This window comes from Nonomuraea mesophila (assembly GCF_004352805.1).
In the GTDB taxonomy this organism is placed as follows: Bacteria; Actinomycetota; Actinomycetes; order Streptosporangiales; family Streptosporangiaceae; genus Nonomuraea; species Nonomuraea longispora.
The window spans coordinates 1-22,866 of the sequence record NZ_SMLD01000152.1 but is presented as its reverse complement, the minus strand read 5'-3'; the positions used below and the strand labels follow the sequence as shown (position 1 = coordinate 22,866).

24 protein-coding genes are annotated in these 22,866 nt (G+C 70.7%); 13 read left to right on the top strand and 11 right to left on the bottom strand.

The features are described from left to right. The 4 genes from E1295_RS37565 to E1295_RS37550 all read left to right on the top strand — a co-directional run. Positions 1-585, top strand: a 585-nt coding sequence (locus E1295_RS37565; protein WP_181958106.1) for a C39 family peptidase, incomplete at its 5' end; no start/stop codon positions are given. Between the two features lie 12 nt (positions 586-597). Next, positions 598-1,005 (top strand): VOC family protein, encoded by a 408-nt coding sequence (locus E1295_RS37560; RefSeq protein ID WP_132638254.1) that lies wholly within the window; start codon positions 598-600, stop codon positions 1,003-1,005. Positions 1,006-1,153: 148 nt separating this feature from the next. Continuing rightward, positions 1,154-2,293 carry a hypothetical protein gene (locus E1295_RS37555; RefSeq protein WP_132638252.1) on the top strand — a complete coding sequence of 380 codons (1,140 nt, stop codon included), beginning with the start codon at positions 1,154-1,156 and terminating at the stop codon, positions 2,291-2,293. A 148-nt stretch (positions 2,294-2,441) separates the two neighbouring features. Further along, entirely contained in the window at positions 2,442-3,263 is an 822-nt protein-coding gene (locus tag E1295_RS37550) for a hypothetical protein (protein WP_132638250.1), read from the top strand. Positions 3,264-3,271: 8 nt separating this feature from the next. Here E1295_RS37550 and E1295_RS37545 read toward each other — a convergent pair whose 3' ends face one another. The 5 genes from E1295_RS37545 to E1295_RS37525 all read right to left on the bottom strand — a co-directional run bounded on the left by E1295_RS37545 (position 3,272) and on the right by E1295_RS37525 (position 7,669). Then, positions 3,272-3,994 (bottom strand): DUF4097 family beta strand repeat-containing protein, encoded by a 723-nt coding sequence (locus E1295_RS37545; protein ID WP_132638248.1) that lies wholly within the window; start codon positions 3,992-3,994, stop codon positions 3,272-3,274. 89 nt (positions 3,995-4,083) lie between these two features. Next, entirely contained in the window at positions 4,084-4,923 is an 840-nt protein-coding gene (locus E1295_RS37540) for an LLM class flavin-dependent oxidoreductase (RefSeq protein WP_246080829.1), read from the bottom strand. Then, positions 4,920-5,765: a GNAT family N-acetyltransferase gene (locus tag E1295_RS37535; protein WP_166427603.1), complete on the bottom strand. Its 846-nt coding sequence runs from the start codon at positions 5,763-5,765 to the stop codon at positions 4,920-4,922. The genes E1295_RS37540 and E1295_RS37535 overlap by 4 nt, the downstream gene beginning before the upstream one ends. An 81-nt stretch (positions 5,766-5,846) precedes the next feature. Beyond that, on the bottom strand, positions 5,847-6,194 hold the full coding sequence (locus E1295_RS37530) for an STAS domain-containing protein (protein ID WP_132638244.1): 348 nt from the start codon (positions 6,192-6,194) through the stop codon (positions 5,847-5,849). 35 nt (positions 6,195-6,229) lie between these two features. Then, positions 6,230-7,669 carry an LCP family protein gene (locus E1295_RS37525; RefSeq protein ID WP_132638242.1) on the bottom strand — a complete coding sequence of 480 codons (1,440 nt, stop codon included), beginning with the start codon at positions 7,667-7,669 and terminating at the stop codon, positions 6,230-6,232. 82 nt (positions 7,670-7,751) lie between these two features. On the opposite strand from E1295_RS37525, the gene E1295_RS37520 reads away from it, so the two are divergent. After that, positions 7,752-8,768: a glycosyltransferase family 2 protein gene (locus E1295_RS37520; protein WP_132638262.1), complete on the top strand. Its 1,017-nt coding sequence runs from the start codon at positions 7,752-7,754 to the stop codon at positions 8,766-8,768. Positions 8,769-8,774: 6 nt separating this feature from the next. On the opposite strand, the gene E1295_RS37515 is transcribed toward E1295_RS37520, so the two are convergent. Together E1295_RS37515 and ispD are read right to left on the bottom strand one after the other, a co-directional pair. Then, positions 8,775-10,508: a CDP-glycerol glycerophosphotransferase family protein gene (locus E1295_RS37515; RefSeq protein ID WP_246080826.1), complete on the bottom strand. Its 1,734-nt coding sequence runs from the start codon at positions 10,506-10,508 to the stop codon at positions 8,775-8,777. A 26-nt stretch (positions 10,509-10,534) separates the two neighbouring features. After that, on the bottom strand, positions 10,535-11,809 hold the full coding sequence (ispD, locus tag E1295_RS37510) for a 2-C-methyl-D-erythritol 4-phosphate cytidylyltransferase (RefSeq protein ID WP_132638240.1): 1,275 nt from the start codon (positions 11,807-11,809) through the stop codon (positions 10,535-10,537). 111 nt (positions 11,810-11,920) lie between these two features. On the opposite strand from ispD, the gene E1295_RS52040 reads away from it, so the two are divergent. The 6 genes from E1295_RS52040 to E1295_RS37480 all read left to right on the top strand — a co-directional run bounded on the left by E1295_RS52040 (position 11,921) and on the right by E1295_RS37480 (position 17,716). Beyond that, a complete protein-coding gene (locus tag E1295_RS52040) occupies positions 11,921-13,345 on the top strand; it encodes a CDP-alcohol phosphatidyltransferase family protein (RefSeq protein ID WP_281284794.1) in 1,425 nt (474 codons plus the stop codon). Beyond that, positions 13,342-13,965, top strand: a complete 624-nt coding sequence (locus E1295_RS52035; RefSeq protein WP_132638238.1) for a DUF5941 domain-containing protein — start codon at positions 13,342-13,344, stop codon at positions 13,963-13,965. The genes E1295_RS52040 and E1295_RS52035 overlap by 4 nt, the downstream gene beginning before the upstream one ends. Positions 13,966-14,096: 131 nt before the next feature. Then, entirely contained in the window at positions 14,097-14,831 is a 735-nt protein-coding gene (locus E1295_RS37495) for a phosphocholine cytidylyltransferase family protein (protein WP_132638236.1), read from the top strand. 27 nt (positions 14,832-14,858) lie between these two features. Next, entirely contained in the window at positions 14,859-15,899 is a 1,041-nt protein-coding gene (locus tag E1295_RS37490) for an iron-containing alcohol dehydrogenase family protein (protein WP_166427604.1), read from the top strand. Next, entirely contained in the window at positions 15,877-16,644 is a 768-nt protein-coding gene (locus E1295_RS37485; RefSeq protein ID WP_132638232.1) for a CDP-alcohol phosphatidyltransferase family protein, read from the top strand. The genes E1295_RS37490 and E1295_RS37485 overlap by 23 nt, the downstream gene beginning before the upstream one ends. 187 nt (positions 16,645-16,831) lie before the next feature. Then, entirely contained in the window at positions 16,832-17,716 is an 885-nt protein-coding gene (locus E1295_RS37480; RefSeq protein WP_132638230.1) for a glycosyltransferase family 2 protein, read from the top strand. A 2-nt stretch (positions 17,717-17,718) separates the two neighbouring features. Here E1295_RS37480 and E1295_RS37475 read toward each other — a convergent pair whose 3' ends face one another. Next, positions 17,719-18,432 carry an acetoacetate decarboxylase family protein gene (locus tag E1295_RS37475; RefSeq protein WP_132638228.1) on the bottom strand — a complete coding sequence of 238 codons (714 nt, stop codon included), beginning with the start codon at positions 18,430-18,432 and terminating at the stop codon, positions 17,719-17,721. Between the two features lie 251 nt (positions 18,433-18,683). Further along, positions 18,684-19,049 carry a hypothetical protein gene (locus E1295_RS37470; RefSeq protein WP_132638226.1) on the bottom strand — a complete coding sequence of 122 codons (366 nt, stop codon included), beginning with the start codon at positions 19,047-19,049 and terminating at the stop codon, positions 18,684-18,686. Positions 19,050-19,193: 144 nt separating this feature from the next. On the opposite strand from E1295_RS37470, the gene E1295_RS37465 reads away from it, so the two are divergent. After that, complete coding sequence (locus tag E1295_RS37465) at positions 19,194-20,345, top strand: sensor histidine kinase (RefSeq protein ID WP_132638224.1); 1,152 nt, start codon at positions 19,194-19,196, stop codon at positions 20,343-20,345. After that, entirely contained in the window at positions 20,342-20,998 is a 657-nt protein-coding gene (locus tag E1295_RS37460) for a response regulator (RefSeq protein WP_132638222.1), read from the top strand. Before E1295_RS37465 ends, E1295_RS37460 begins: the two co-directional genes overlap by 4 nt. A 40-nt stretch (positions 20,999-21,038) precedes the next feature. Here E1295_RS37460 and E1295_RS37455 read toward each other — a convergent pair whose 3' ends face one another. Further along, positions 21,039-22,574: a carboxylesterase/lipase family protein gene (locus E1295_RS37455; RefSeq protein WP_132638220.1), complete on the bottom strand. Its 1,536-nt coding sequence runs from the start codon at positions 22,572-22,574 to the stop codon at positions 21,039-21,041. A 40-nt stretch (positions 22,575-22,614) separates the two neighbouring features. Beyond that, positions 22,615-22,827, bottom strand: a complete 213-nt coding sequence (locus tag E1295_RS51400; RefSeq protein ID WP_246080825.1) for a hypothetical protein — start codon at positions 22,825-22,827, stop codon at positions 22,615-22,617. Between the last annotated feature and the right edge of the window lie 39 nt (positions 22,828-22,866).

Sequence of the window (22,866 nt, the reverse complement as noted above, 5' to 3'; positions counted from 1 at the left end):
GTGTATAAGAGACAGGCCACGCCCACCTCGTCCCCGACCGCCGGGACGAAGGGCCTGCTCAGCCCGCTGAAGTACAAACTCAGCCTCACCGGGCAGCGGCAGCAGAACGGCCACTACTGCGTGCCCGCTTCGTCGTCGATGAGCCTGTCGACCTTCGGCGTCAAGGTCAGCCAGGCGACCCTGGCGAAGAAGATGAAGACCGCCGCTCCCGGCGGCACCAAGGGCAACGCCGTCGCGCCGGTGCTCAACGCGTACGTCAAGTCGAAGGGATTCCGGTTCACGGTCCCGAAGAGCGGGGACGGCAACGCGCTGGTGCTCATGGACCGGATCTCCACCAACGTGGGCGACTACCACAAGGCGCCGCTGCTCGGGGTCTGGATGGAGCAGCTGCCCTGGAACAAGGGCAAGGTCGACCGCACCAAGGTCCCGCACGCGATCATCGCGTACGGCTATGACAAGCTGGCCGGCACCATCACCGTCTACGACCCGGGCAGATCGACCGGCGGCTCGCACACCGTCAAGGCCTCCACCTTGGCCAAGGCCCTGCAGCCGGGCTGGAACATGTACTTCATCGAGAAGCTCTGATTCACTACACGGATGCTGCACCACGTCGAGCTGTGGGTGCCTGACCTGCCCCGCGCCACCGAGAGCTGGCAGTGGCTGCTGGCGGCCCTCGGCTACACCCCCTACCAGGAGTGGAGCGACGGCCGTAGCTGGCGGTCGGGGCGTACGTACGTGGTGCTGGAGCAGTCGCCGGCGCTCACCGCCGACCGGCACGACCGCTGCCGGCCCGGACTGAACCACCTGGCCTTCCACGTGGACGGCCGGGCCCGGCTCGACGAGCTGGTGGGGGAGGCGGCGGCGTACGGCTGGACCCTGCTGTTCCCCGACCGGCACCCGCATGCCGGCGGGGACGAGCACTACGCCGCCTACCTGGAGGACCGCGACGGGTTCGAGGTGGAACTGGTCGCGTCTACCCCTCAGGACCTCCCGCCCGCGACGTGACGAGGGAGCCGTCCCGTCAGGATGAAACGTCCTAAACTACAGTTCAGTGGCCCTTAGTGGCTCGTTCGGGTAAATGTCAGACGTTGGCACCCTGCCGGTATACCGTCGGGTTTCGGTCTGATCCTTAACCGGAAACGGGTACTGCAACATGCGCAAGGTCCTGACATCCACCCTCGCCGCCACCGCCGCCCTCGGCCTGCTCGCCTCCTCGGTCCCGGCCACCGCCGCCGACCGTCCCCGCGACCTCCCGAAGGAGATCTACGGTGGCGCCTGGACCGCGGGTCACGTCCAGGGCATCGCCATCGACCAGCGCAAGGGGTACATGTACTTCTCCTTCACCAACCTGCTGGTCAAGACCGACCTCGAGGGCAACCCGGTCGGCTCGGTCACCGGCTTCACGGGCCACCTCGGCGACCTCGACCTCAACGCCAGGGACGGGCGGGTGTACGGCTCCCTGGAGTACAAGGAGCAGGAGTCGTTCTACATCGCGATCTTCGACGCCGACCGCATCACCCGCATGAACATGGACGCGCAGACCACCGACGTGGTCAGGACCGTCTACCTCAAGGAGATCGTGGACGATTACGTCGCCGACATGAACGGTGACGGCACGTTCGACGGCAACATCGCCGAGACCCCCGACCACAGGTACGGGTGCAGCGGCATCGACGGCGTGTCGTTCGGGCCGGAGTTCGGCAGGAAACACGGCAAGGAACTGCTGACCGTCGCGTACGGCGTCTACTCCCACGTCGGCCGTGCGGACAACGACCACCAGGTCCTCCTCCAGTACGACACCAGCCGGTGGAAGAAGTACGAGAAGCCGCTCACCGAGAGCGACCCGCACACCAGCGGCCCCGGGAAGGTGGACGGGAAGTACTTCGTCCACACCGGCAACACCACCTACGGCGTGCAGAACCTGGAGTACGACGACCACACCGGCAACTGGATGATGGCCGTGTACAAGGGCAAGAAGCCGCAGTTCCCCAACTACTCGTTCTTCATGGTCAAGGGCGACGAGCGGCCCAGGAAGGGCGAGATCGTCGGCCAGCCGGAGCCCGAGCAGGGCGACCTGCTCTCCCTGGCGCCCGGCGGCCTCGAGCACGAGGAGTCGGGCGTGCGCGGGTGGGAGTTCACCGGCGAGTACGGCCTGATCTCGCTCGGCGGGGGCCGCTACTACGCCTCCAGGGCCGGAGAGGTCTCGGAGGACGGCGAGACCAAGCACACCGGGCACGCCGAGCTCTACCGCTGGACGGGACAGGTGCCGACGCCCTTCACGAAGGACGGCTGAGCCCCTTTTGACCGAGGATGAACCGGCGTTTGACCGGGCGTCCCCGCTTGCCCCGACCTCCGGCACACGCCAGCGGACTGCCCGTATCCCCTGTTAAGGTCTTACCTCGTCCTAAACAGCGAGTAAAAGATTGTTAAACGGAGGGGTCATGCGGACCAAGAGGAAGATCGCTGTCGTGGCGTCCGTGGTAGCCGGACTCGCCGCCCCGGCCGTGGCGGTGGCTCCCGCGGCCACCGCCCAGGCCGGGCCGGCGTGGTACGCCTACCACAATGCGAGCGCCGCCAAAAGCGTGGCTCATGTGAAGACCCTGAAGAGCCGCGGATACCGTCCGATCACGGTGAACGTCTCCGACGGCGAGCGCTACGCGGCCGTGTGGGTCAAGGGCTCGGGTCCGGCGTGGGGCATCTGGCAGGGCATGTCCCCCGCCGACTTCCAGGCCAAGTTCGACGGCGCCATGAAGCAGGGCGCGCAGCCGATCTCCGTCTCCGCCACGGGCTCGGGCTCCTCCGCCGTGTTCACGGCCATCTGGGAGAAGCGCCGCGGCACGTTCTACACCAAGCACGGCCTCACGCCCGCACAGTTCGCCGCCTACAACAAGAAGGCCTCCGCCCAGGGGCTCGCGCTCTCCTCCGTCGACGCCTACGGCACCCCCGGCGACGTCCGCTACGTGGGCGTCTGGACCACCAACTCCGGCGGCGGCTGGTACTACACGTACGGCCTGTCGCCCCAGCGGCACCAGGCGGCGGCCGAGGAGAAGAAGGCGAAGGGCTACCGGCCGGTCAAGGTGGCGGTGGCGCCCGACGGCACGTACACGGCCGTGTGGCGCAAGGACGGGCGCAAGCGCTGGGCCCACTACGTCGACATGTCCGCGTCCGGCTACCAGCAGCGCTTCAACACCGCCAAGAGCCGCGGCCTGCACCCCGTGCAGGTGAACGCCGAGAACGGCAAGTACGCCGCCATCTGGGAGTAGGACGGCCCTCACCCGGCCAGGACACGGACGTCCCCCGTCCCGCTGCGGGCGACGATCGTGCGGGAGCTCTTCGCGTTCCGCTCGACCGTGGTGCGCGCGCGGCCGTCCTTGCTCGTGGCGGTCACCGCGTACGGGCCGGGCGGCACCTTCGCGGTCACCCTGCCGTCGTGGGAGATCAGGTCGAGGTCGGTGGGCGGGCGGTCGAACGTCACGTCGATCGACCCGTCGAGCGTCCGGCACCTGACCGCGGCCGACGTGAGGCCCTCGGCCCTGATCGAGCCCTCGGTGCGCAGTCGCAGCCGTCCCGAGGCGCCCGTCACCCGGACGTCGTCGCGGCTCACCACGTCGACGTCCTGGGTGAGGCCCTTCAGGATGACCCCGTCGGCCGCTTCGACCGTCAGCCGCACGCCGGGCGGAACCCGGACGTGGTAGCGGGCGCCGCAGTCGCCGACCACCATGGTGCAGTTCGCGCCGAGGCGGAGCGTGCCGTCGCGCAGTGACCAGGTGGCGTTGCCCTCGCCGGCGGCCTTGCCGCGTACCCACCGCTCCACCTCGACCCGCCCTCCGGCGCCCTGCAGCACGCGCACGCCGCCCACGGACGACCGGATCGTCAACGCGGTCCCCGTGAGGGCGAACGACCTCGCGGAGCGCACCTCGTCGGCGTCCAGGGTCACCCCGCAGCCCGTCACGGCCATGGCCGCAACGGCCGCTGCCACTGTGATCTGCCTCATGAGGACGATGGTGGCCGGACGCCGCCCGCCCGCCATCGGCCGGAGGGCCGAACGTCGTCAGCCGCCCATCGGCCATTCGGCCATTCGCGTCACAGGGCCGACAGCAGCGCGTGGACGTGGCGCAGCGGGCCGGAACCCAGCGGGCGCACCGCCACCGTGTCGGCCCCGGCCGCCCACAGGCTCTTGATCTGCGCCGCCGCCTGCTCGGGTGTCCCGGTCGCCATCACCACGGTTTCGGGCGGCACGCCCAGGAACTCCGCCTGCCCGGCCACGGCCTCCTCGATCGTCTCGGCCGCGTCGTCCCCGATGTGCAGGTAGGTGAAGATCACCAGCTCGTGGCCGGCGCCGCCGTCGATCCGCGCCCGGATGCCGGGCACCTGCTCCGGCCCGACCCCCTCGGGCAGGATCGTGCCCTGCGCGATCCGCCCCGACAGCGCCAGCGAGCGCGGGCCCTTCACCCCGGCGAGCACGGGCGGCGGCTCGGCGGGCGGGTGCACCAGCGACACGCCGTCGAGACGTACGGAGCGGCCGTCCAGGGTGACCGTCTCGCCGCGCAGCAGCGCGCGTACGGACGTGATCGTCTCCTCCAGGAGCGACAGCGGCGAGGGAACGGCCGCGCCGACCTGACGCATCCACTCCGGTACGCCGTGCCCGATGCCGGCCGCCAGCCGGCCGGGGTGCAGGCGGGCCAGGTTGCCCAGCTCCATCGCCAGCACCATCGGGTTGCGCAGGGGAGCGGGGGTGATGCCGATGCCGACGCGCAGCCGGGACGTGACGGCGAGCGCGGTGGCCGCCGCCGAGATGCCGCCCGTCCAGCCGAGGTCCTCCACCACCCACAGGTCGTCGACGACGGTGCCGTCGATCTCGCGGGCGAACGGGATCAGCTGCTCGGGTGGCAGGTCCCGGTCGAACATGACGCCAAGCCTCACGATGCCCTCCAGTAGTAGCGGTAGAGCCGGCCGACCTCCGAGTAGCCGGCGCGCAGGAACGCGGCGGCCGTCGGATGGTTGGCGGCGTCGGTGGCCGCGACGATGCGTGGCACGCCGGCCTCGGCGAGCGTGCGGGTGCCCCTGGCCAGCAGGTCGTTGACGTAGCCGTGGCCGCGGTGCTCGGGCAGCACGCCGATGTAGGCGATGGAGTGGTCGTCGGGAGCGACCAGCCCGACGGGGGTGTCGCCGAGGTAGCCGATGACGAACCAGTCGGGCTTGGCCTTGCGGGCGAGCAGGTCGTCGTACATCCACCGGGCCTCGTGCTCGGCCCCGACGGTGGCCACCTCGACCTGGGTGTCGTGGTCGAGCGAGCCTTCGGAGACGCGGACGAGGATGTCGAGCACGTATGACGGGTCCATGCGGCGCGCGGGGCGGTAGGACAGCCGGCCGGGGTCGTCGGGCAGGTCGGTGCCCGCCGCCCATTCGAGCATGAGCCGCTCGACCTCCATGGTGAAGCCGGCCAGGGTCAGGGCCTCGTGCTCGACGGCGCGGTCGACGACGGGGGAGAGCCCGGGTTTGAGGGGGATGTCGTGGATCATCTTGCTCACCCCCATCTCGTCCAGGCTGCGGCGCAGCAGACCGGCGGCGGCGACGGGGTCGGGGCCGGGGTCGAAATGCCAGGTGATCACCGGAGGGGAGTCGGGAAAGGGCGCCCAGTAGGCCAGGCGGGTCCGCCCTTGCGTGAAGCACCACTCGGGGCGGGTCCTGCCCTCGTCGAAAGCGGACACGAGGTGGGAACGGGCAGGCTCGGGGAACTGGTCGAACAACGTGAAAGCCTCCATGCGCGCGAAAGGGGCTCCCGCAGGGTGTGCCCACGATGACATCCTCTCGCACACCCCGCGCCGATCAAGCCCGCTCGCTGGTCAGGCGGCGTCGTCCAGGGCCGTGCGTGCCTCGCCGAGCGACTCCGTGGTCTCGAAGTGGTGGTCGAGGTTGGTGATGGTCAGCAGGTGGCGGATCATGCCAGGGCCGACCACGAGGATCAGGCGGCCGTGCCGCTGATGCACCTGGTTGAACGTGGAGACCAGCACGCCCAGGCCGACGGAGTCGCAGAACGGGACCTCGGTCAGGTCGATGACCAGGCGGAGCGGGTCGGCGGCGGCCATCGCCTGCTCCAGCTCGGCCTGCAGCCTCGGGGCCCCCGCCACGTCAAGGTCGCCCACGACGTGGACCACCGTGCAGCGGTCCTCCCGCCACTGTCTGACCACCATGGGCCTCACCCGTCCCGACCGGCAGAAAGATATGCCTATTTCTTACATATGTTCTGCATTGCCGTTTTGGTGGAGGGTGTAACGCTCGGCTTCGCGGTCGGCATGGATTTAGTACCCTTCTGCCGGACCTTCGGCTGGTCGCTGCCGAGAATCAGCTCGATGCCGTCGATGTCCACCTCGCGCACCTCCGACCCAGGGATGGCCTCGGCCACCACCCGCGCGGCGGCCTCCTGGCCCTTGCCGTGGCGCACGATCGTCTTGTCGTAGTCGTGCTTGTTGGTGTTGCCCGGCTGATCGGGCACCTTGAACCCGTACGCGACCAGGGCCTCCTTCGTGCGGGCGCCGAGACCGTTGATCAGCGTGCCGTTCTTGATCTTGATGGAGATGTCTCCCGGCGGGATGGCGGACGGCTCGGCCGACGGCGTGGCGGAGGCCGGCGGGGTCGGCCGGGCCGGGTCGCGGTCGTCGTCGATCCTGGCGAACAGGTCGCGGGCCGCCCGTTCGTCCCACAACACCGCCGACTCCCCGGTGGGCGTCTTGAAGTCGACGTCGGCCAGCGGCACCTCGGCGAACTTCACGTTCTGCAGCGAGACGTCCCTGAGCTGGGTGGCCAGGCCGATCAGCCCGTCGTCGGGATCGACCTTGACCGTGCTCAGCGTCGAGTTGACGAACGAGGCCAGCGTGCCGGGGTTGGCCAGCGTGCCCGCGCTCGACGCCCGGTCGAGCAGCGCGGAGATGACCTGCTGCTGCCGGTCGATGCGGTCGAGGTCGGAACGGGCGGTCGCGCGGGTGCGGGCGTAGCCGAGCGCCTGCACGCCGTCGAGCTTGTGGGTGCCCGCCGGCAGGTCGAGCGCGATCCGCTGGTCCTTGATCGGCACCGGCGTGCAGACGGTCACTCCGCCGAGTGAGTCGACCACGTCGATGAAGCCGAGGATGTTGACCTCGATGTAGCGGTTGATCTGCAGCCCGGTGGCGGCCTCGACGGTCTGCCTGGCCAGCCTGGGCCCGCCGAACTGGTAGGCCGAGTTGATCTTGTGTGGTCCCTTGCCGGGCACCGTCACCCACGTGTCGCGCGGCAGGCTCACCACTGTGACCTTGCGGTGGTCCTCCGACAGGTGGATGACCATCATGGTGTCGGTGCGCTGCCCGGACTCGCGGCCCAGTTTGAGCCGGTTCTGCTGCTGGCGGGTCAGGTCGTCGCGCTTGTCGACGCCCACCAGCAGGATGTTCTCGGCGCCGCGGGAGGAGGCTGCGGTCACGCCCGCGTCGACCGTGCCGATCTGGCGCGGGGTCGCCCACACCACGCCGGTCGTGACGAGGACGCACGTGGACAGGAAACCCGCGATCAGCAGGTTGCGGCGGCGGGCCCTGGCGCTCCTGAGCGGCCTGCGGGTGCGCGAGGGCGGGAGCTTGACGCCGCCATAGGCGTCTCCGCCCACGAGCACACCGGCGTCCTCCTCGCCCGGCTCGCGCATGCACGTCCCCCTCTGCTCGCGCCGGAGGATCGGGCTGTCGATTGCCCTCCTCCCCTGCCCGTACAGTAGCGTGAGCCCCGCCATGAAGCAGTTCCCCGACTCGCCGCACGCCCCCGCGGAGACGCGTGCCTGGCCCCCCATCTCCGTCGTCATGCCGGTCCTCAACGAGGAACGGCATCTCCGCGAGGCCGTCGACCAGGTCCTCGCCCAGAGTTACCCCGGTGAGATCGAGGTCGTCCTCGCCGTGGGTCCCTCACAAGACCGCACCCAGGAGGTCGCCGACGCCATCGCGGCCGCCGACCCGCGGGTGACCGTCGTGCCCAACCCCACGGGCCGCACCCCCAACGCGCTCAACGCCGCCATCGCCGCATCGCGCAACGGCATCATCGCCAGGGTCGACGGGCACGCCATGCTGCCCTCCGACTACCTGCGCGTGGCGGTCGAGACGCTGGTGGAGACCGGCGCCGACAACGTCGGCGGCGTGATGGCCGCCGAGGGCGTCACGCCGTTCGAGCAGGCCGTGGCCTGCGCCATGACCTCCAAGATCGGTGTGGGCGCCGCCGCCTTCCACGTGGGCGGCACGGCGGGCCCCGCCGACACCGTCTACCTCGGCGTGTTCCGGCGCTCGGCGCTCGACCGGGTCGGCGGCTACGACGAGCACTTCCAGCGCGCCCAGGACTGGGAGATGAACCACCGCATCCGCCAGAGCGGCGGCCTGGTGTGGTTCCAGCCCCGCATGCGGGTCTCCTACCGGCCCCGGCCCAACGTCAAGGCGCTGGCCCGGCAGTATTTCCACTACGGCCGCTGGCGGCGCGTGGTCGCGCGCACCCACGAGGGCACGATCAACCTGCGCTATCTGGCGCCGCCCGCCGCGGTGCTGGCCATGCTTCTCGCGCTGGTCGCCTCGCCGTTCCTCCCGCTCACGCTGATCGTCCCCGGCGGCTACGCGCTGGCCATCGTGGCCGGCTCGGCGCTGACGGGCAGCGGGCTGCCGGCCGCGGCGAAACTGCGCCTGCCGATCGTGTACGCCACCATGCACTGCGCCTGGGGCTGGGGCTTCCTCACCAGCCCGAGAAAGCTGGCCAGGCCGCCGAAGTGAGGCCGCTCAGCCCGCGAGCACCCGCTCGATGGCCGCGTTGAAACGGGTCAGCGCGTCCGGATACTCCGGCCCGAGCAGATAGGCCCTGAGCTTGACCCTGGCCCGGGCCAGCGTGTCCTTCCCGCCGAGGAAGTCCGCCAGCCCGGCCAGGTCCCGGCCGAGCAGCTCGCCCGCCTCGGTGCTCGGGTAACGCTCGTGGAAGGCCTGCTCGGGCAGGCCTGCCACGTTCGTCACCGCGTACGGCTTCTCGCTGGCCAGGAAGTCGGCCACGACGCTGGAGATGTCCGTGATGAGCAGGTCGCACTGGTTGAAGCAGTCGTAGAGATGCGGCTCCGAGCCGGTGACGACCAGGTGCCTGATCGTCGGCGCCTCGCCGGCCGCCGCCGACGGGTGCCTCGCCTTCGACGTGGCCAGCTCGGCCTCCTCGATCATGGCGACGATCTTCCTGTGCGCCCGGACGGCGCTCTTGTCGCGGTGGCCGGTCAGCGGGTGCGGCTTGTAGATCACGCGCAGGCGCGGACGGTGGTCCAGCAGCGCCCGCACGATGCGCGGGCCCATGCTGATCAGCGACGTGTGCAGCAGGTCGTCGCTCCAGCCCTCCCAGGTGGGGGCGTACAACACGGTCCGGTACGGCAGCCCGGGTCCCTCCGTCGAGATGCCTTCGAGCTGCGGCCTGCCCACCTCGTGGATGTTCTCGTCCCTGACCCCCACCCTGGCGCGGCGGTAGCGGTCGCGGCCGGCCGGCCCGGCCACCCAGACCTCGTCGTAGACCCGGGAGAACGGGTTGAACGAGGCCTCCTTGTCGCTGTCGCCGTGGTTGAGGAACACGCTGCGCAGGGTCGGGATGCGCAGCATGTGCACGTTGCGGCCGGCGTTGGAGACGTACAGGCAGAGTTTGGCGCCGGCCAGGGCGCGGAAGCTCATCAGGTCGGCCGACGAGGGGAAGCACACCATCGGCAGGGTGGTCGGCTCCAGGTGGGCGGCCATGCCGCGTTCACGGAGCACGACGATGGCCCGCCTGTCGATGCGTTCGAGCACGGGCAGCCACATCCGGGCCTGGTAGGCGGCGGCGGGGGCGCCGGAGAAGTACAGGACGACCTCGGGACGGTACTTCTCCACCTGCTCGGCCACGACCTCCATGACCCTCGCCCGGTCGGTGAGGGGGGCGGCGCGGCGTACGTACGGGATGAGCGCGAGCGTGCCGGCGGCGCCGAGCGCGACGGCGAGCCCCGCCCCGAGCGCCGCCGCCCTGACGTCGAACGCCGCGCCGAGCACCGGCAGCGCGTCGAGGTAGAGGACACGCGCGCTGCGGTCGTCACGCAGGAAGCGGGGCGGCAGCTTGGGGATGCGCAGCGTGGAGACGTCGAGGTTGCGGGTCGTCACCGGCATCCGGCTGAGCATCTGCTTGAGCCTCAGGGCCAGGCCCGCGTGCCCGGCGCGTACGACGTGGATCGCGAACACCCCGGCCGCCGTCGCGAGGAACCACGGCGAGTCGGGCCCGGCCGTCCGCGCCACCAGCAGCAACGCCATGGTCTCCCTGGCCGCGAAGCGCAGCGTGAGCCCGAGGTGCACCTTGCACAGCAGGTCGGGCAGCGGCCGGCCGGCCCGCGGAGCGACGTGCTCCACCAGGTAGGAGGCCGCGGCGACGGCCCCGAACAGCACCGGCGCCGGCCACAGGGCCGACGCCAGCAGGACGGGGTAGCAGCCGAGCAGTGCCGCGATCACGATGAGTCTCCTCATGTGATCGCACGGTAACAAGTCTCGGGTCAAGCGCCGTCCACGCCCATCTCTATGACTTGCCCTGATAGGTCGGAGATGAGGATGTCCAGCGAGGTCTGCGCGACGAGGTGCGGAGACGTACCGATATTGAGGCAGTTGACCCGGATGCCGTCAGTGGCCCATTCGCGCGCCAGCGCCCGGGTGAGCGCGGCCACCGCGGCCCGCGAGGCCGCCTGCAGCGCCCCGGAACCGGGCGGGGCGTGCAGCAGGAGGCTGCCGCGCAGGTGCGGGCGGGCGGCGCGGGCCACGTTGAGCGCGCCCAGATGGTTGACGCCCACGGACTCGGCGACGTGCTCGCCCGTGGCCTCGGCGAGCCCGCCCGCGTGGCCGGCGACCGCCGCGTTCACCACGTGATCGACGTCTCCCACGCCGTCGAGTGCCTTGGCCACCGCGCCGGCGTCGTCGACGCGCACCCCGTCGGCCTCCGAGAAGACGTGCACCCGCGCGCCCCGGGCGGCGGCCAGCTCCGCGATCTCCGCGGAGCCGATGACCACCACGCTCCGCCCGTCCAGCCCTTCGGCAGCGCCCGCCGGCACCTTCGCGGCGAGCTGGAAGAGCCGCTCGGCGATGTGCAGGTCGGCCGGATGGGTCACCTTGATGTTGTGCTCGCTGCCCGGCACCAGATGGATCGGGACGCCCGGCAGATAGCGCAGGACCACGCCGCAGTCGTCGGTGGCGGGCCGCTCGCCGAACCCGGGGTCGGCCATCGCCCGCTCGTACGCCTCGCGGATCAGCGAGAGCCGGAAACACTGGGGAGTCTGGCTGCGGCGCAACCGCGACCGGTCGAGCACGTCGCCGATCACCTCGCCGCCCGGCGCCGGCTCGGCCACCAGCACCGTGTCGGAGCTCGGGATGGCCACGTTGACCGCCGGGTGCTCGCGCAGCGCCCTGACGCAGTCGGTGATGATCCGCGGCTCCACGAGCGGGCGTACGGCGTCGTGCAGCAGCACGTTGCACTCCTGCGTGCCGAGCGCCCGCAGGGCCCGCCACGTGCTCTCGGTACGGCTCGCGCCGCCGTCGACCACCTGGCTCACCTTGCGGTAGCCGCCCCGCGCGACGATCTCGCGCACCCGGTCGGCGTGTCCCGGCGTCATCAGCACCACGATCTCGTCGATCTCGGGGGCGCGCTCGAACACCTCCAGCGAGTGCTCGATGATGGTCCGTCCGGCCACCTCGACGAGCTGTTTGGGCGTGTCGCGCCCGAACCGCTGCCCCACGCCGCCCGCGAGGAGCACCCCAACCGACCGCAGCCGTGACGTCATACCGCGAGCCTAACGGTCCTGTTCCGTGATATCGCGCTGACCTGTCGCTACGCTGTGCCTACGCACCCACGTGCCCACGCGCTCCCACCCGACCGGGAGGAGACCTGTGCCTTGCCCGACTCGATGACGCGAAGTGGCACCACCAGCCCGCACACCACCGTCGTGGTCCTCGCCACGACCCCGGCCTGCGGGCTCACATGCGACGCCGGCACCCTGCTCGACCGGCTCGGCGACCAGCTCGCCACGCTGCCGGTGCGCGAGGTGCACATGGTGACCCCGAGCGGCGGCCTCGGCGCCGACCTGCGCGGGGTGGCCAAGATCGCGCGCACCACGAACGGCGCCGTCGCCGTGCTGCCCGGCGACCTCGTCGTCCACACCGAGGCGCTGGCCCTGCTGCTCGAACACCCCGCCCACGACACGGGCGCGCTGGTCTGCCGCGCCACGGCAGCGGCTCCGCTGCGGCCGCCCGTACGCGTCGAAGGCGCCAAGGTCGTCGCCGCGGGCAGCTCGTTCCACCTCGTTCCCGAGGCGAACGCCACGTTCAGGGGCGTGCTCCAGGCCTCCGAGTCCGACCTCGGCGTGCTCGCCGACATCGCCGAGGAGCTGGCCGAGCTGGCCGACACCGGCCGTCTCGGCCCCGTCACCCCGGTCGAGGCCGTCGACCTGCTGCTCGTCGGGCTGGTCAGATCGGGCGTGGCCGTACGCGCGGCGGCACTCGGGCCGCTGCACGCCGACCGGGTGACCGGCCAGATCTCCGCCGACGCCGCCCTGGGCAAGCTGGCCGAGGTCGACGAGGCCAAGGTCAAGATCGAGACCGCCGTCAAGCACGACGACGGCTTCTTCGCCACCTACTTCGTCTCCACCTGGACCCGCCACCTGATCAGGCCGGCCGCCCTGCTCAAGCTGACGCCCAACACCGTCACCGGCGTCTCCGTCGGCCTGGCTCTGCTGTCGGCCGTCTGGTTCTCCGCCGGCACCCCGGCCACACGGCTGGCCGGGGCGGTGCTGCTCTACCTGTCGTTCGCGCTCGACTGCCTCGACGGCCAGCTCGCCCGCTACACCCGCACGTTCTCCCCGCTCGGGGCGTGGGCCGACGGCATGGCCGACCGGCTCAAGGAATACGTCGTCTACGTCGGCCTGGCCGCCGGATACGCCGGGCCCCGCGTCTGGTATCTCGCGGTCGCCGCGATGATCCTGCAGATCGTCCGGCACGCCGTCGACTACACGTACGCGGGGGCCGTGGCCGACACCGCCCGCGTCGGCGCCCTCTGGGGCCGGCCCGCCCGCTCCCTGCTGGAGTCGGAGGACGCCCGCCGCGCCAGGGGTGTGCTCGGCCTCGCCCAGCGGCTGGAACGCGACACCGTGGCCCGCTGGCTCAAGAAGATCATCGTGCTGCCCATCGGCGAGCGCACCGCCCTGATCGCCGTCACCGCCGCCTGCTGGAACGCCAAGGTCACGTTCCTGTCGCTGCTGTGCTGGGGCGGCGTGGCGGCCCTCTACCAGCTCTCCGGACGGATCGCGAGGTCGGCACGGTGACAACGGTCCACATGGCGCCCGTCCCCAGCAGCACGGTCGTGGCCTACCGCGACGACGGGCCGCTCTCGCGCGCCATGGGCATGCTCGTGGCCGGGCAACTGCCGCCGCTGCCGCCGGTGATCGCGGGCACGTTCGTCACCGGGGTGCTGCTGGTGCTCGGGGTGGCCGGGTCCGACGGGCTCGCCGTGTTCGCGCCCGCCGTGACGCTGCTGCTGGCCGGGCCGGGCAGCAGTCACGCGCACGACGGCCGGCTCGACTGGCTCGTGCCGCCGATCCTGCGGGTCATCGAGTACACGTTCATCGCGGCGTGCGGCTTCGCCCACGGGGTGCATCCCGTGATCATCATGATGCTGCTCGGCGCGCTGGCCTTCCACCACTACGACCTGGTCCACCGGCTGCGCCAGCGGGTCTACGCCCCGGCCTGGCTGTCGACGTTCGGGCTCGGCTGGGACGGGCGGATGATGGTGGTCTCGCTGGTCGCCCTCACGGGCTGGCTGACCGGCGGCTATGTGGTGTTCGCGCTCTATCTGTGGGCGTTGTTCGGCTGGGAGAGCCTCACTTGCTGGCTGGCCGCCCCCCAGGCGGGTGCGGAAGCGGCGGATACGGGAACACAAGACTGATGGCAGATTACCCACCGTAGGCCGAAAGGGAACTAACCTTTGGGCCTACGGTGGCGCGTCCAACGACCGCCCCACCCCCTGCGCGGGTCGCGTCCAGTGCCCCGCCGCACGTTACGACTGAGGAGTGCACGTTGCTGGGAATGGTTCTGGCCGCCGGGGCCGGACGACGCCTGCGGCCGTACACCGACACGCTGCCCAAGGCGCTCGTGCCGGTCGACGGCGAAACCACGATCATGGACATCTCGCTGCGCAACCTGGCCGAGGTGGACCTGCGGGAGGTCGTGGTCGTCGTCGGTTACGCGGCGCAGGCCGTCCACGACCGCAAGGAGGAGCTCGAGGACCGGCACGGCGTCAAGCTCACCCTCGTGCACAACGACAAGGCCGAGGAGTGGAACAACGCCTACTCCCTGTGGTGCGCGCGCGACTACTTCGCCCAGGGCGCGCTGCTGGTCAACGGCGACACGGTGCACCCGGTCTCGGTCGAGAAGACCCTGCTGTCGGCCCCCGAGACGAGCGACATCCTGCTGGCCGTCGACAACGTGAAGAAGCTCGCCGACGAGGAGATGAAGGTCACGCTCTCGCCGGAGGGCGCGCTGCGCCGCATCACCAAGCTGATGGACCCGGCCGAGGCCTACGGCGAATACATCGGCGCCACCCTCATCCGGCCGGGCGCGGCCGAGCGGCTGGCCGACGCGCTCAAGGCGACGTTCGAGCGCGACCCGCAGCTCTACTACGAGGACGGTTACCAGGAAATGGTCGAGCGCGGTGAGCTGATCCACGCCGCGCCCATCGGCGAGGTCGACTGGGTCGAGGTGGACAACCACGACGACCTGGCCAAGGCCCGCACCATAGCCGTGCGCTACTGAGGGGGCGCGATGCCGCTTCTAGCGAGAATGTTGCCGACGCCGCTGACCATGCAGGTCAGGCGGGGCGCGGTGGCGGAGCTCGGCGCGCTGCTGGCCGACAGCCGCGTGGCCACGTCCGGCAGGGTCGCCGTGGCCGTCGGCCCCGGCCAGGGCGACCACATCGAGAGCCTGATAGCGCCCACGCTGGGCGAGGCCGAGATCTTCAGGGTGGCCGACGGCACGGTCGACGCGGCCGTCTCGCTCGGCGCCGACCTGCGCAAGGGCGCCTACGAGGTCGTCGTGGGCGTCGGGGGCGGCAAGACGATCGACACGACGAAATACGCCGCGTCGCTCGCCGGCATCCCCATGGTGGCCGTGGCCACCAACCTCGCCCACGACGGCATCTGCTCGCCCACCGCCTCTCTGGTCTACGACGGCGGCAAGGGCACCTTCGGGGTGCCGATGCCGCTCGCGATCCTCGTCGACCTCGACTTCGTGCACAGCGCGCCGCAGCAGCTCGTCAGGGCGGGCGTGGGCGATGTGGTGAGCAACCTGTCGGCGATCGAGGACTGGCAGCTCGGCAACGTCGAGCGCGGGGAGCCGATCGACGGGCTGGCCTGCTCCATGGCCCGCACCGCCGCCGAGGCGCTGGTCGGGCGGACCGACTCCATCGAGTCCGACGCGTTCCTCACCGTGCTGGCCGAGTCGCTGATCCTGTCGGGCATGTCGATGGTGATCGCCGGCTCCTCCCGGCCCGCGAGCGGTGGAGACCATGAGATCCTTCATGCCGTGGATCAGCTCTTCCCCGGCACCTCCAACCACGGCGAGCTCGCCGGGATCGGTGCCGCCTTCTGCTTCTTCCTCAGGCAGGACGACGCTCGCGTGACGCAGGTGACCGAATGCCTGCGCCGCCACGAGCTGCCGGTCGTCCCCGCCGACATCGGGCTGTCCAGCGAGCAGTTCGCCGAGGCTGTCGCGCTGGCGCCCGCCACCCGTCCCGGCCGCTACACGATCCTGGAGCACCTGCGCATGCAGGACTCCGAGATCCACGATCGGGTGGAGGACTATGTCCGGGCCTTCGGTCGCTGAGCTGCGGCGGGTCGCCCAGCCCGACGGACACCTCCAGCGCAGGAACGGTGAGCACTGGGCGGGCGTCCTCTACATGCGCAGGCTGTCCATCTACGTCACGTGGCTGATGGCCAGGACGCCGGTCACACCCAACCAGCTCACCTGGGTGATGACGCTGGCCGGCGTCGTGGCCGGGGTCGTGCTGGCCCTGCCGGGGCTGTGGGCGGCGGTGTTCGCCGCCCTGCTCATCCAGGTCTACCTCCTGCTCGACTGCTCGGACGGCGAGCTGGCCCGCTGGACGGGCAAGACCTCGCTGGTCGGCGTCTACCTCGACCGCGTCGGCGCCTACTTCACCGAGGCGGCGCTGCTCGCGGGGCTGGGCTGGCGGGCCTCGGTCGTCCTGCCCGACTGGTACACCGTGCTGGGGGTCGCCGCCGCGCTGGGCGCGATCCTCATCAAGGCCGAGACCGACCTCGTGGAGGTGGCGCGGGCCAAGGGCGGCCTGGCGGCGGCGACCGAGGCCTCCGTCGGCCAGTTCCGCTCAGGGCTGCTGGGGCTGGGCAGGCGGGTGTTGTCGGCGACGAAGTTCCACCGCATCGTGCAGCCGGTGGAGCTGTCGCTGCTCGCGCTGGCGACCGCGGTGATCGATCTGGCGACCGGTGATCTCACCCCCACCAGGGTGTTGCTCGTCGCCTGTTTCGCCGCGGCCTGCCTGCAGGTCGTGCTGCATCTGGTCAGCATCCTGGCATCGAGGCGACTTGCGTGATCTCATGTCGGAACCGATGGAGTCCCTCGTCCGTCGTATTGATCGGACGTCCTCCGTTCGGTGGGGGTTCACTGACGGTTCCGATACGCTTAGCTCCACCCATATCCCAAACGATGCAGACCAGCAGACTCGGTGATCATGAAAGAATGCTCCGCTCGTGCTCTCAACGCGTCAGGACGATGATTCGTTGAAGATCTCGTGCGTCATCCTCACCATGGGCAACCGGGTCGCGGAGCTGAACCGGGCGGTCGAGTCCGCGCTCAACCAGGTCGACGGCGACGTCGAGGTGGTGATCGTAGGCAATGGCGCCGACGTGCCCGAAGTGTCGGCGACGCCACCCGAGGGGTCGTCCGCGATCGTGAAATCGATCCGGCTCGACCAGAACACCGGCATCCCCGCAGGCCGAAACCGCGGCGTGGAGGAGTGCTCGGGCGACGTCGTGCTGTTCCTCGACGACGACGGCTGGTATGCCAGTCAGAAAGTGGTCGCCCACGTGCGCGACCGTTTCGCCACCGAGCCCGACCTCGCGGTGATCTCCTTCCGGGTGATGGACCCCGACGGCGGCATCGGCCAGCGGCGGCACGTCCCTCGCCTGCGCGCGGGCGACCCGCAGCGCTCCTCACCCGTCACGACGTTCCTCGGGGGCGCCTCGGCCATCAGGCGCTCCGCCTTCCTCCAGGTGGGCGGCCTGCCCGAGCGCTTCTTCTACGCGCACGAGGAGACCGACCTGGCCTGGCGGCTGCTCGGCGAGGGCTACCGCATCGAATACGACGCCGAGACGGTGATGTACCACCCGCAGGTGCCGCCGACGCGGCACACCGAGTTCTACCGGCTCAACGCCCGCAACCGGGTGTGGCTGGCCCGGCGCAATCTGCCGTGGCCGCTGGCGTTCCTCTACCTCACCAACTGGGTCGTGCTCACCCTCGTGCGCGAGCGCGGCTCGGGCGGCGCGCTCAAAGCCTGGTTCGCCGGCTTCTTCGAGGGCCTGCGCACCCCCGCAGGCGAGCGCCGTGCCATGCAGTGGCGAACAGCCTGGCGCATGGTCAAGCTGGGCCGCCCGCCGATAGTCTGAGCTCACGCCTGCCTGGCCGCGCCGAAAAGCATCTCGGCGCGGGCCACGTTCACACTGAACAACGCCCGCTTCGGCAGCCCCAGCTCGCTCAGCTCCTTGGCGATGGGATGGTTGCCCAGGCGGATCAGCGCCCCGCCGGGGCGGACCCTGGCCCGGCGCGCCCGCACCGACCAGGGCACGCGCCGCGTGACGCCCTCCCGGTGCGTGTACGCCTCCAGCGGCTTCACCACGGTGGCGCCCGGCACCGGCACGCCGGGCCTGACCAGCATGTCGAGCACGAGCCGGCCGTCCTTGCGCAGCACACACCGTTTGTACGGCGAGCCGAGCCGCAACTCGATGTCGGCCAGCTCCTTCGGAAACCCCCACAACGTACGCCCGGCCTCCAGCGTGAACTGCTGGTCGACCGGCAGCCAGTGCACGAACACCCCGGCCCTCGACAGGTCCGCCGCTTTCATGGGCCCCGACACGCCCGGCGGGCGCACCAGGAACGCCATGCCGAACTCGTGGTAGGCGTCGAGATCGCCGTCTCGGTAGTCGACGAACAGCAGCACGCAGACGGCCTTGCCCGGCAGGATCTCGGCGACGTCGAGCCCGGAGTACGCGATGACCGCCCTGGCGGCGTCGGCGCGCACCGGGTAGAAGGCGCCGCAGATCTCCGCGTCCCGCACCCGCACCGGCATGCCGACCGCCCGGCCCTGGATCAGATGCGTTGCCATGCTTTCCAGTACATCAACCGGAAAGCCGTGTGACCATTCCCGCCCGGGTGCCGTCTGGGTGTGATGTGAGTTTCCCACCGACACGGGGCGTCATCATCGAGGAGCTGTATCGCGAGCACTGGCCGCTCGTGTGCGGCGGTGGTGGAGTCCCGCGCCACTGCCCGAGGCGAGAGGAAGCCCCAGGTGATGGCCAGGCCGGATGCTCTGGCCATCACCTGGGGCTTCGGCTGCTGGGCCGGTGGACGGAGGAGTCACGCCGTTCGTGTGCGGTAGGCGGTCACGGTGGCGAGTACCCCGGCGACCAGAGCGACCACCACGCCGATGGTCCTGATCCAGGTGCCGAGGAAGACGCCGATCGAGGTCACGTCGGCAAGGACGGCGAGTTGGCCGGTGGCGACGAGGGCGGCGGTCTCCGAGAGCCCGATCAACGCGCCCAGGGCCGGGGTCCAGCGCCAGCCGGTGAAGGCGATCAACAGCGCCGACCCGATCAGCAGGACGAGGCCCGGTGGCACGACCGGCATGTTCACTCCCGCCACGCGCTGGACGACCATGCCCACGGCACCGGCGATCAGCCCGGCCACGGTGACCAGACGTACGCCCGACAGCGTTCTGTTCATTTTCATCGTTTCCTTTGCCTGCGCTGATCCGACGCTTCACTGTGACCGGGCCGCCGCTACCGCGTCGTCCCCGTGGCCGCGGTCTCCCGGATACGCGGATTCGCGTAGCTGTCGTGAGGACCGGCAGCGGTTAGGGTCAGGTCCGTGACGAGCTTGACGGACCGTACGCGGAGCTGGTCGGTCGACGCGTGGCCGTGCCTGCCCTTTCTCGCCGTCAACCTGGTCGGCACCGGGCCGGCGGCCGTGTACCAGCCTGACGCGGCCCGCCCGCTGGACGCCGGGGCGTACGCGCTGGTGGTGGCCGCGGCCCTGGCGCTGGCCTGGCGGCGCAGACCGGGGCTGGTGCTGCTGCTCAACGGCGCGGCGGTCGTGACCTATCTGGCTGCCGGCTATCCGTTCGGGCCGGTGCTGCTGACGGTGCCCGCCGCGATGTACGGCGTGGCCACGGCATGGCCGACCGTCCAGGCGGGGCTGGTCGTGGCGGCGGACTTCGGCGTGCTGATCGTGGGGCTGTTCGCCAAGATCGCCGCGGAGCCGGGGGCCAGCGGGTCGGCGATGGCCGTGGACGTACTCGTGTGGGGAGCGGTCACGCTCGTCGTGTTGACGATCGGGGCCACGTTACGGATCCGGCGGGAGGCCGCCGCGGGCGTGCGCACGGAGCAGGCGCGGCGGATGGCATCGGAGGAACGATTGCGGATGGCGCAGGATCTGCACGACACTATCGGTCACGGGCTGGCCGCCATCGCGATGCAGGCGGGGGTGGCGCTGCACGTGCTCGATCGTGAACCGGTGGAGGCCCGTCAGGCCATGGAGGCGGTACGCGCCACCAGCCGCGAGGCACTGGACAGCCTTCGCGCGGAGCTGGAGCACCTGCGCGGCGACGAACCCGCGCAGCGCCGGCCTGTGCCAGGACTGGACGGCCTCGGTGAGCTCGCGGGCAGGGTCAGGGCGGCCGGGATCGATGTGACCCTGGACGTCCAGCCGGACCTCGGCCTGGCCGCGCCGGTGAACTCCGCCGTGTTCCGGATCGTGCGGGAGTCGCTGACGAACGTGCTACGGCACGCGGGCGCGGCCGCCGTCCGGGTGCTGATCCGCCGCGATGGTGACGAGCTGCTCGTCGAGGTCACCGACACCGGCGGTGACGGGGCCTCCCGCATCACGAGCCCCGGCGGCGGTCTCGGCATCCGGGGCATGCGAGCGCAGACCGAGCAGTTGGGCGGGGAATTGGAGGCGGGCCCTCTCCCCGGCGGTGGATTCTCCGTCACGGCCCGGATCCCTGTGGAGGAAGTGCCATGATCCGCGTCGTCATCGTCGATGACCAGGCTCTGATCCGGGTCGGCGTACGTACGCTGCTGCGTTCCGAGCCCGATACGGAGCTCGTCGGTGAGGCCGCGGACGGCCGGTCCGGGCTGGCCGTCGTCCGTGAGACCAGGCCGGACGTGGTGCTGATGGACATCAGGATGCCCGAGATGAACGGCCTGGAGGCTCTGCGGGAGATCAGCGGCGATCCGGCGCTGTCATCGGTACGTGTGGTCATGCTGACCACGTTCGGCCTGGAGGAGTACGTGTTCGAGGCGCTGCGTGAAGGGGCCAGCGGGTTCGTGCTCAAGGACGCCGAGCCGGACGAGTTGCTGCGCGCGGTTCGCGTGGTGGTCGGCGGCGAGTCGTTGCTGTCGCCGTCGGTCACCCGGAGCGTGATCTCTCAGTTCACCCGGCGCGTCCCCGCCATGATCGCGCATCCCGGCGTCAAGGAGCTGACCGAGCGCGAACGCGAGGTGGCGGCCTGGGTGGCCACCGGCATGTCCAACGACGAGATCGCTGCCCGGCTGGTGCTCAGCACCGAGACGGTGCGTACCCATGTCAGCCGGGCGATGCTCAAGCTGAGGGCCCGTGACAGGGCGCAGCTCGTCGTGTTCGCGATCCAGTCAGGCCTCGGCCCGCCGGCGTGAGCGCACGCGGGCGGGGCCTTGGTGCCGCTGGGACGACTGGTCAGGAGGCGGGGCGCAGCCGCTTCCAGAAGCCGCAGTGATGCTCGGTGGACAGGTTGATCGGCGTGACACCCTTGGCGCTGATGGACAGCACGGTCGAGCGGTCATAAGCGGGCCAGTCCGCGCCCGGCGCGCCGGTCTTGGCGAAGCTTGTCCAGTAGTCGACCAGCTTGTTGTGCAGTGCGGTCGGCGGGGAGGGCGGGTTGCCCGGGTGGAAGCTGTCGAAGAAGTACCGTACGTCCGCGCCGTGCGGCACCCCCATCGGCATGCCGTTCTCGACCTTGTCCACCGGCTCGGCGAACTCGTAACCGAACACGGGCGCGCGATTGGCCTCGTTCGCGGGCAGCTGGGAGCAGGCGCCGACCTTGCCTCCGTGGTCCCCGAGCAGCGTCGCGAGCGCCAGGGCCGGGCTGGGGTAGCGCTTGGCCGGATACTCCGCCAGCACCCGCTTGCCGGCCTTGGCTCCGAAGAGTTTCTTGACCGTCCGCCGGTATTCCGCCTTGTCGATCTTGGCGTGCTGCTGGGCCACGAAGACCCGCATCTCGTCCCTGGTGCCGCCGTGGATCAAGGGCACTGACGAGGTCCGCAGCGCCTTCAGCGGCTGGACCGGCAGCGCCTTGGTGCCGGCGACGGGCATCCACGGCATCGAGGCGATTCTGGGTTCGATGGACTGCACCTGGGCCTCGTACAGGCCGATCAGGTCACTGAGCGGCTTGCGGCGCAGGCAGTCGAGTGCCGTCTTCCGGTCGGCGCAGCCGAGTTCGCGTGCCGTTCTCACGGCCCGGCGCTCGGCTTCCTTCCTCGTCAGCAGGTCGTTGCCGCACGGCCCGCTCTGCACGATCGCCTTGTGGAACAGCCCCTTCGCACCGGGCGCGGCCAACTGGGCGCAGGTGCTGAAGGCACCCGCCGACTCTCCCCACAGGGTCACGTTGCCCGGATCGCCGCCGAACGCGGCGATGTTGCTCCGCACCCACCGCAGCGCCGCCTGCTGGTCGGCGATCCCGAAGTTTCCGTTGTACCGATCCCGGTTCCCGGGATGGGCCAGGAAGCCCAGGCTGCCCAGCCGGTAGTTCAGGGTCACCACGACCACCTGACCGCGCTTGACGATCCGCGTCGGGTCGTACAGTCCTCCGGTGCCGCCGGTGAAGCCGCCACCGTGCACGAACACCATCACGGGCAGCCGTGAGGACGTCGTACGCGGGGTCTCCACGTTGAGATAGAGGCAGTCCTCCTCTCCCAACGGTGGTTCCGACGGCGCGAGCCGCCAAGGGCATGACGGGCCGGGTTTCGTGGCGTTCCTGACCTTCGTCCACGGTTCGACGGGGGCGGGTGCGCGCCATCGCTTGGCCCCCACCGGCGGGGCGGCGAACGGTATACCCTGGAACAGGCGGTAGTCGGCGGTGACCTTGCCGCGTACAGGACCGTCGGAGGTGCGCACCACGGCGTCGTCGGCCGTGGAGGCCGCAGCGGGGAAGGCCCCGATGGACAGGAGCAGCGAGGCGACCCCCGCCGCCTTGGCGAAATGGGTTCTCAACATGCGCCCACTCTTGCCGTGACCGGCCGCCCGGGTCTTCCCATCATCGCCGTATCCGGAGCCTACGCCCACCTGCGTACGCCGCCTGCCCGGCGATGCGTGTACGCCTCCAGCGGCTGGTCGACCGGCAGCCAGTGCACGCGATGACCGCCCTGGCGGCGTCGGCGCGCACCGGGTAGAAGGCGCCGCAGATCTCCGCGTCCCGCACCCGCACCGGCATGCCGACCGCCCGGCCCTGGATCAGATGCGTTGCCATGCTTTCCAGTACATCAACCGGAAAGCCGTGTGACCATTC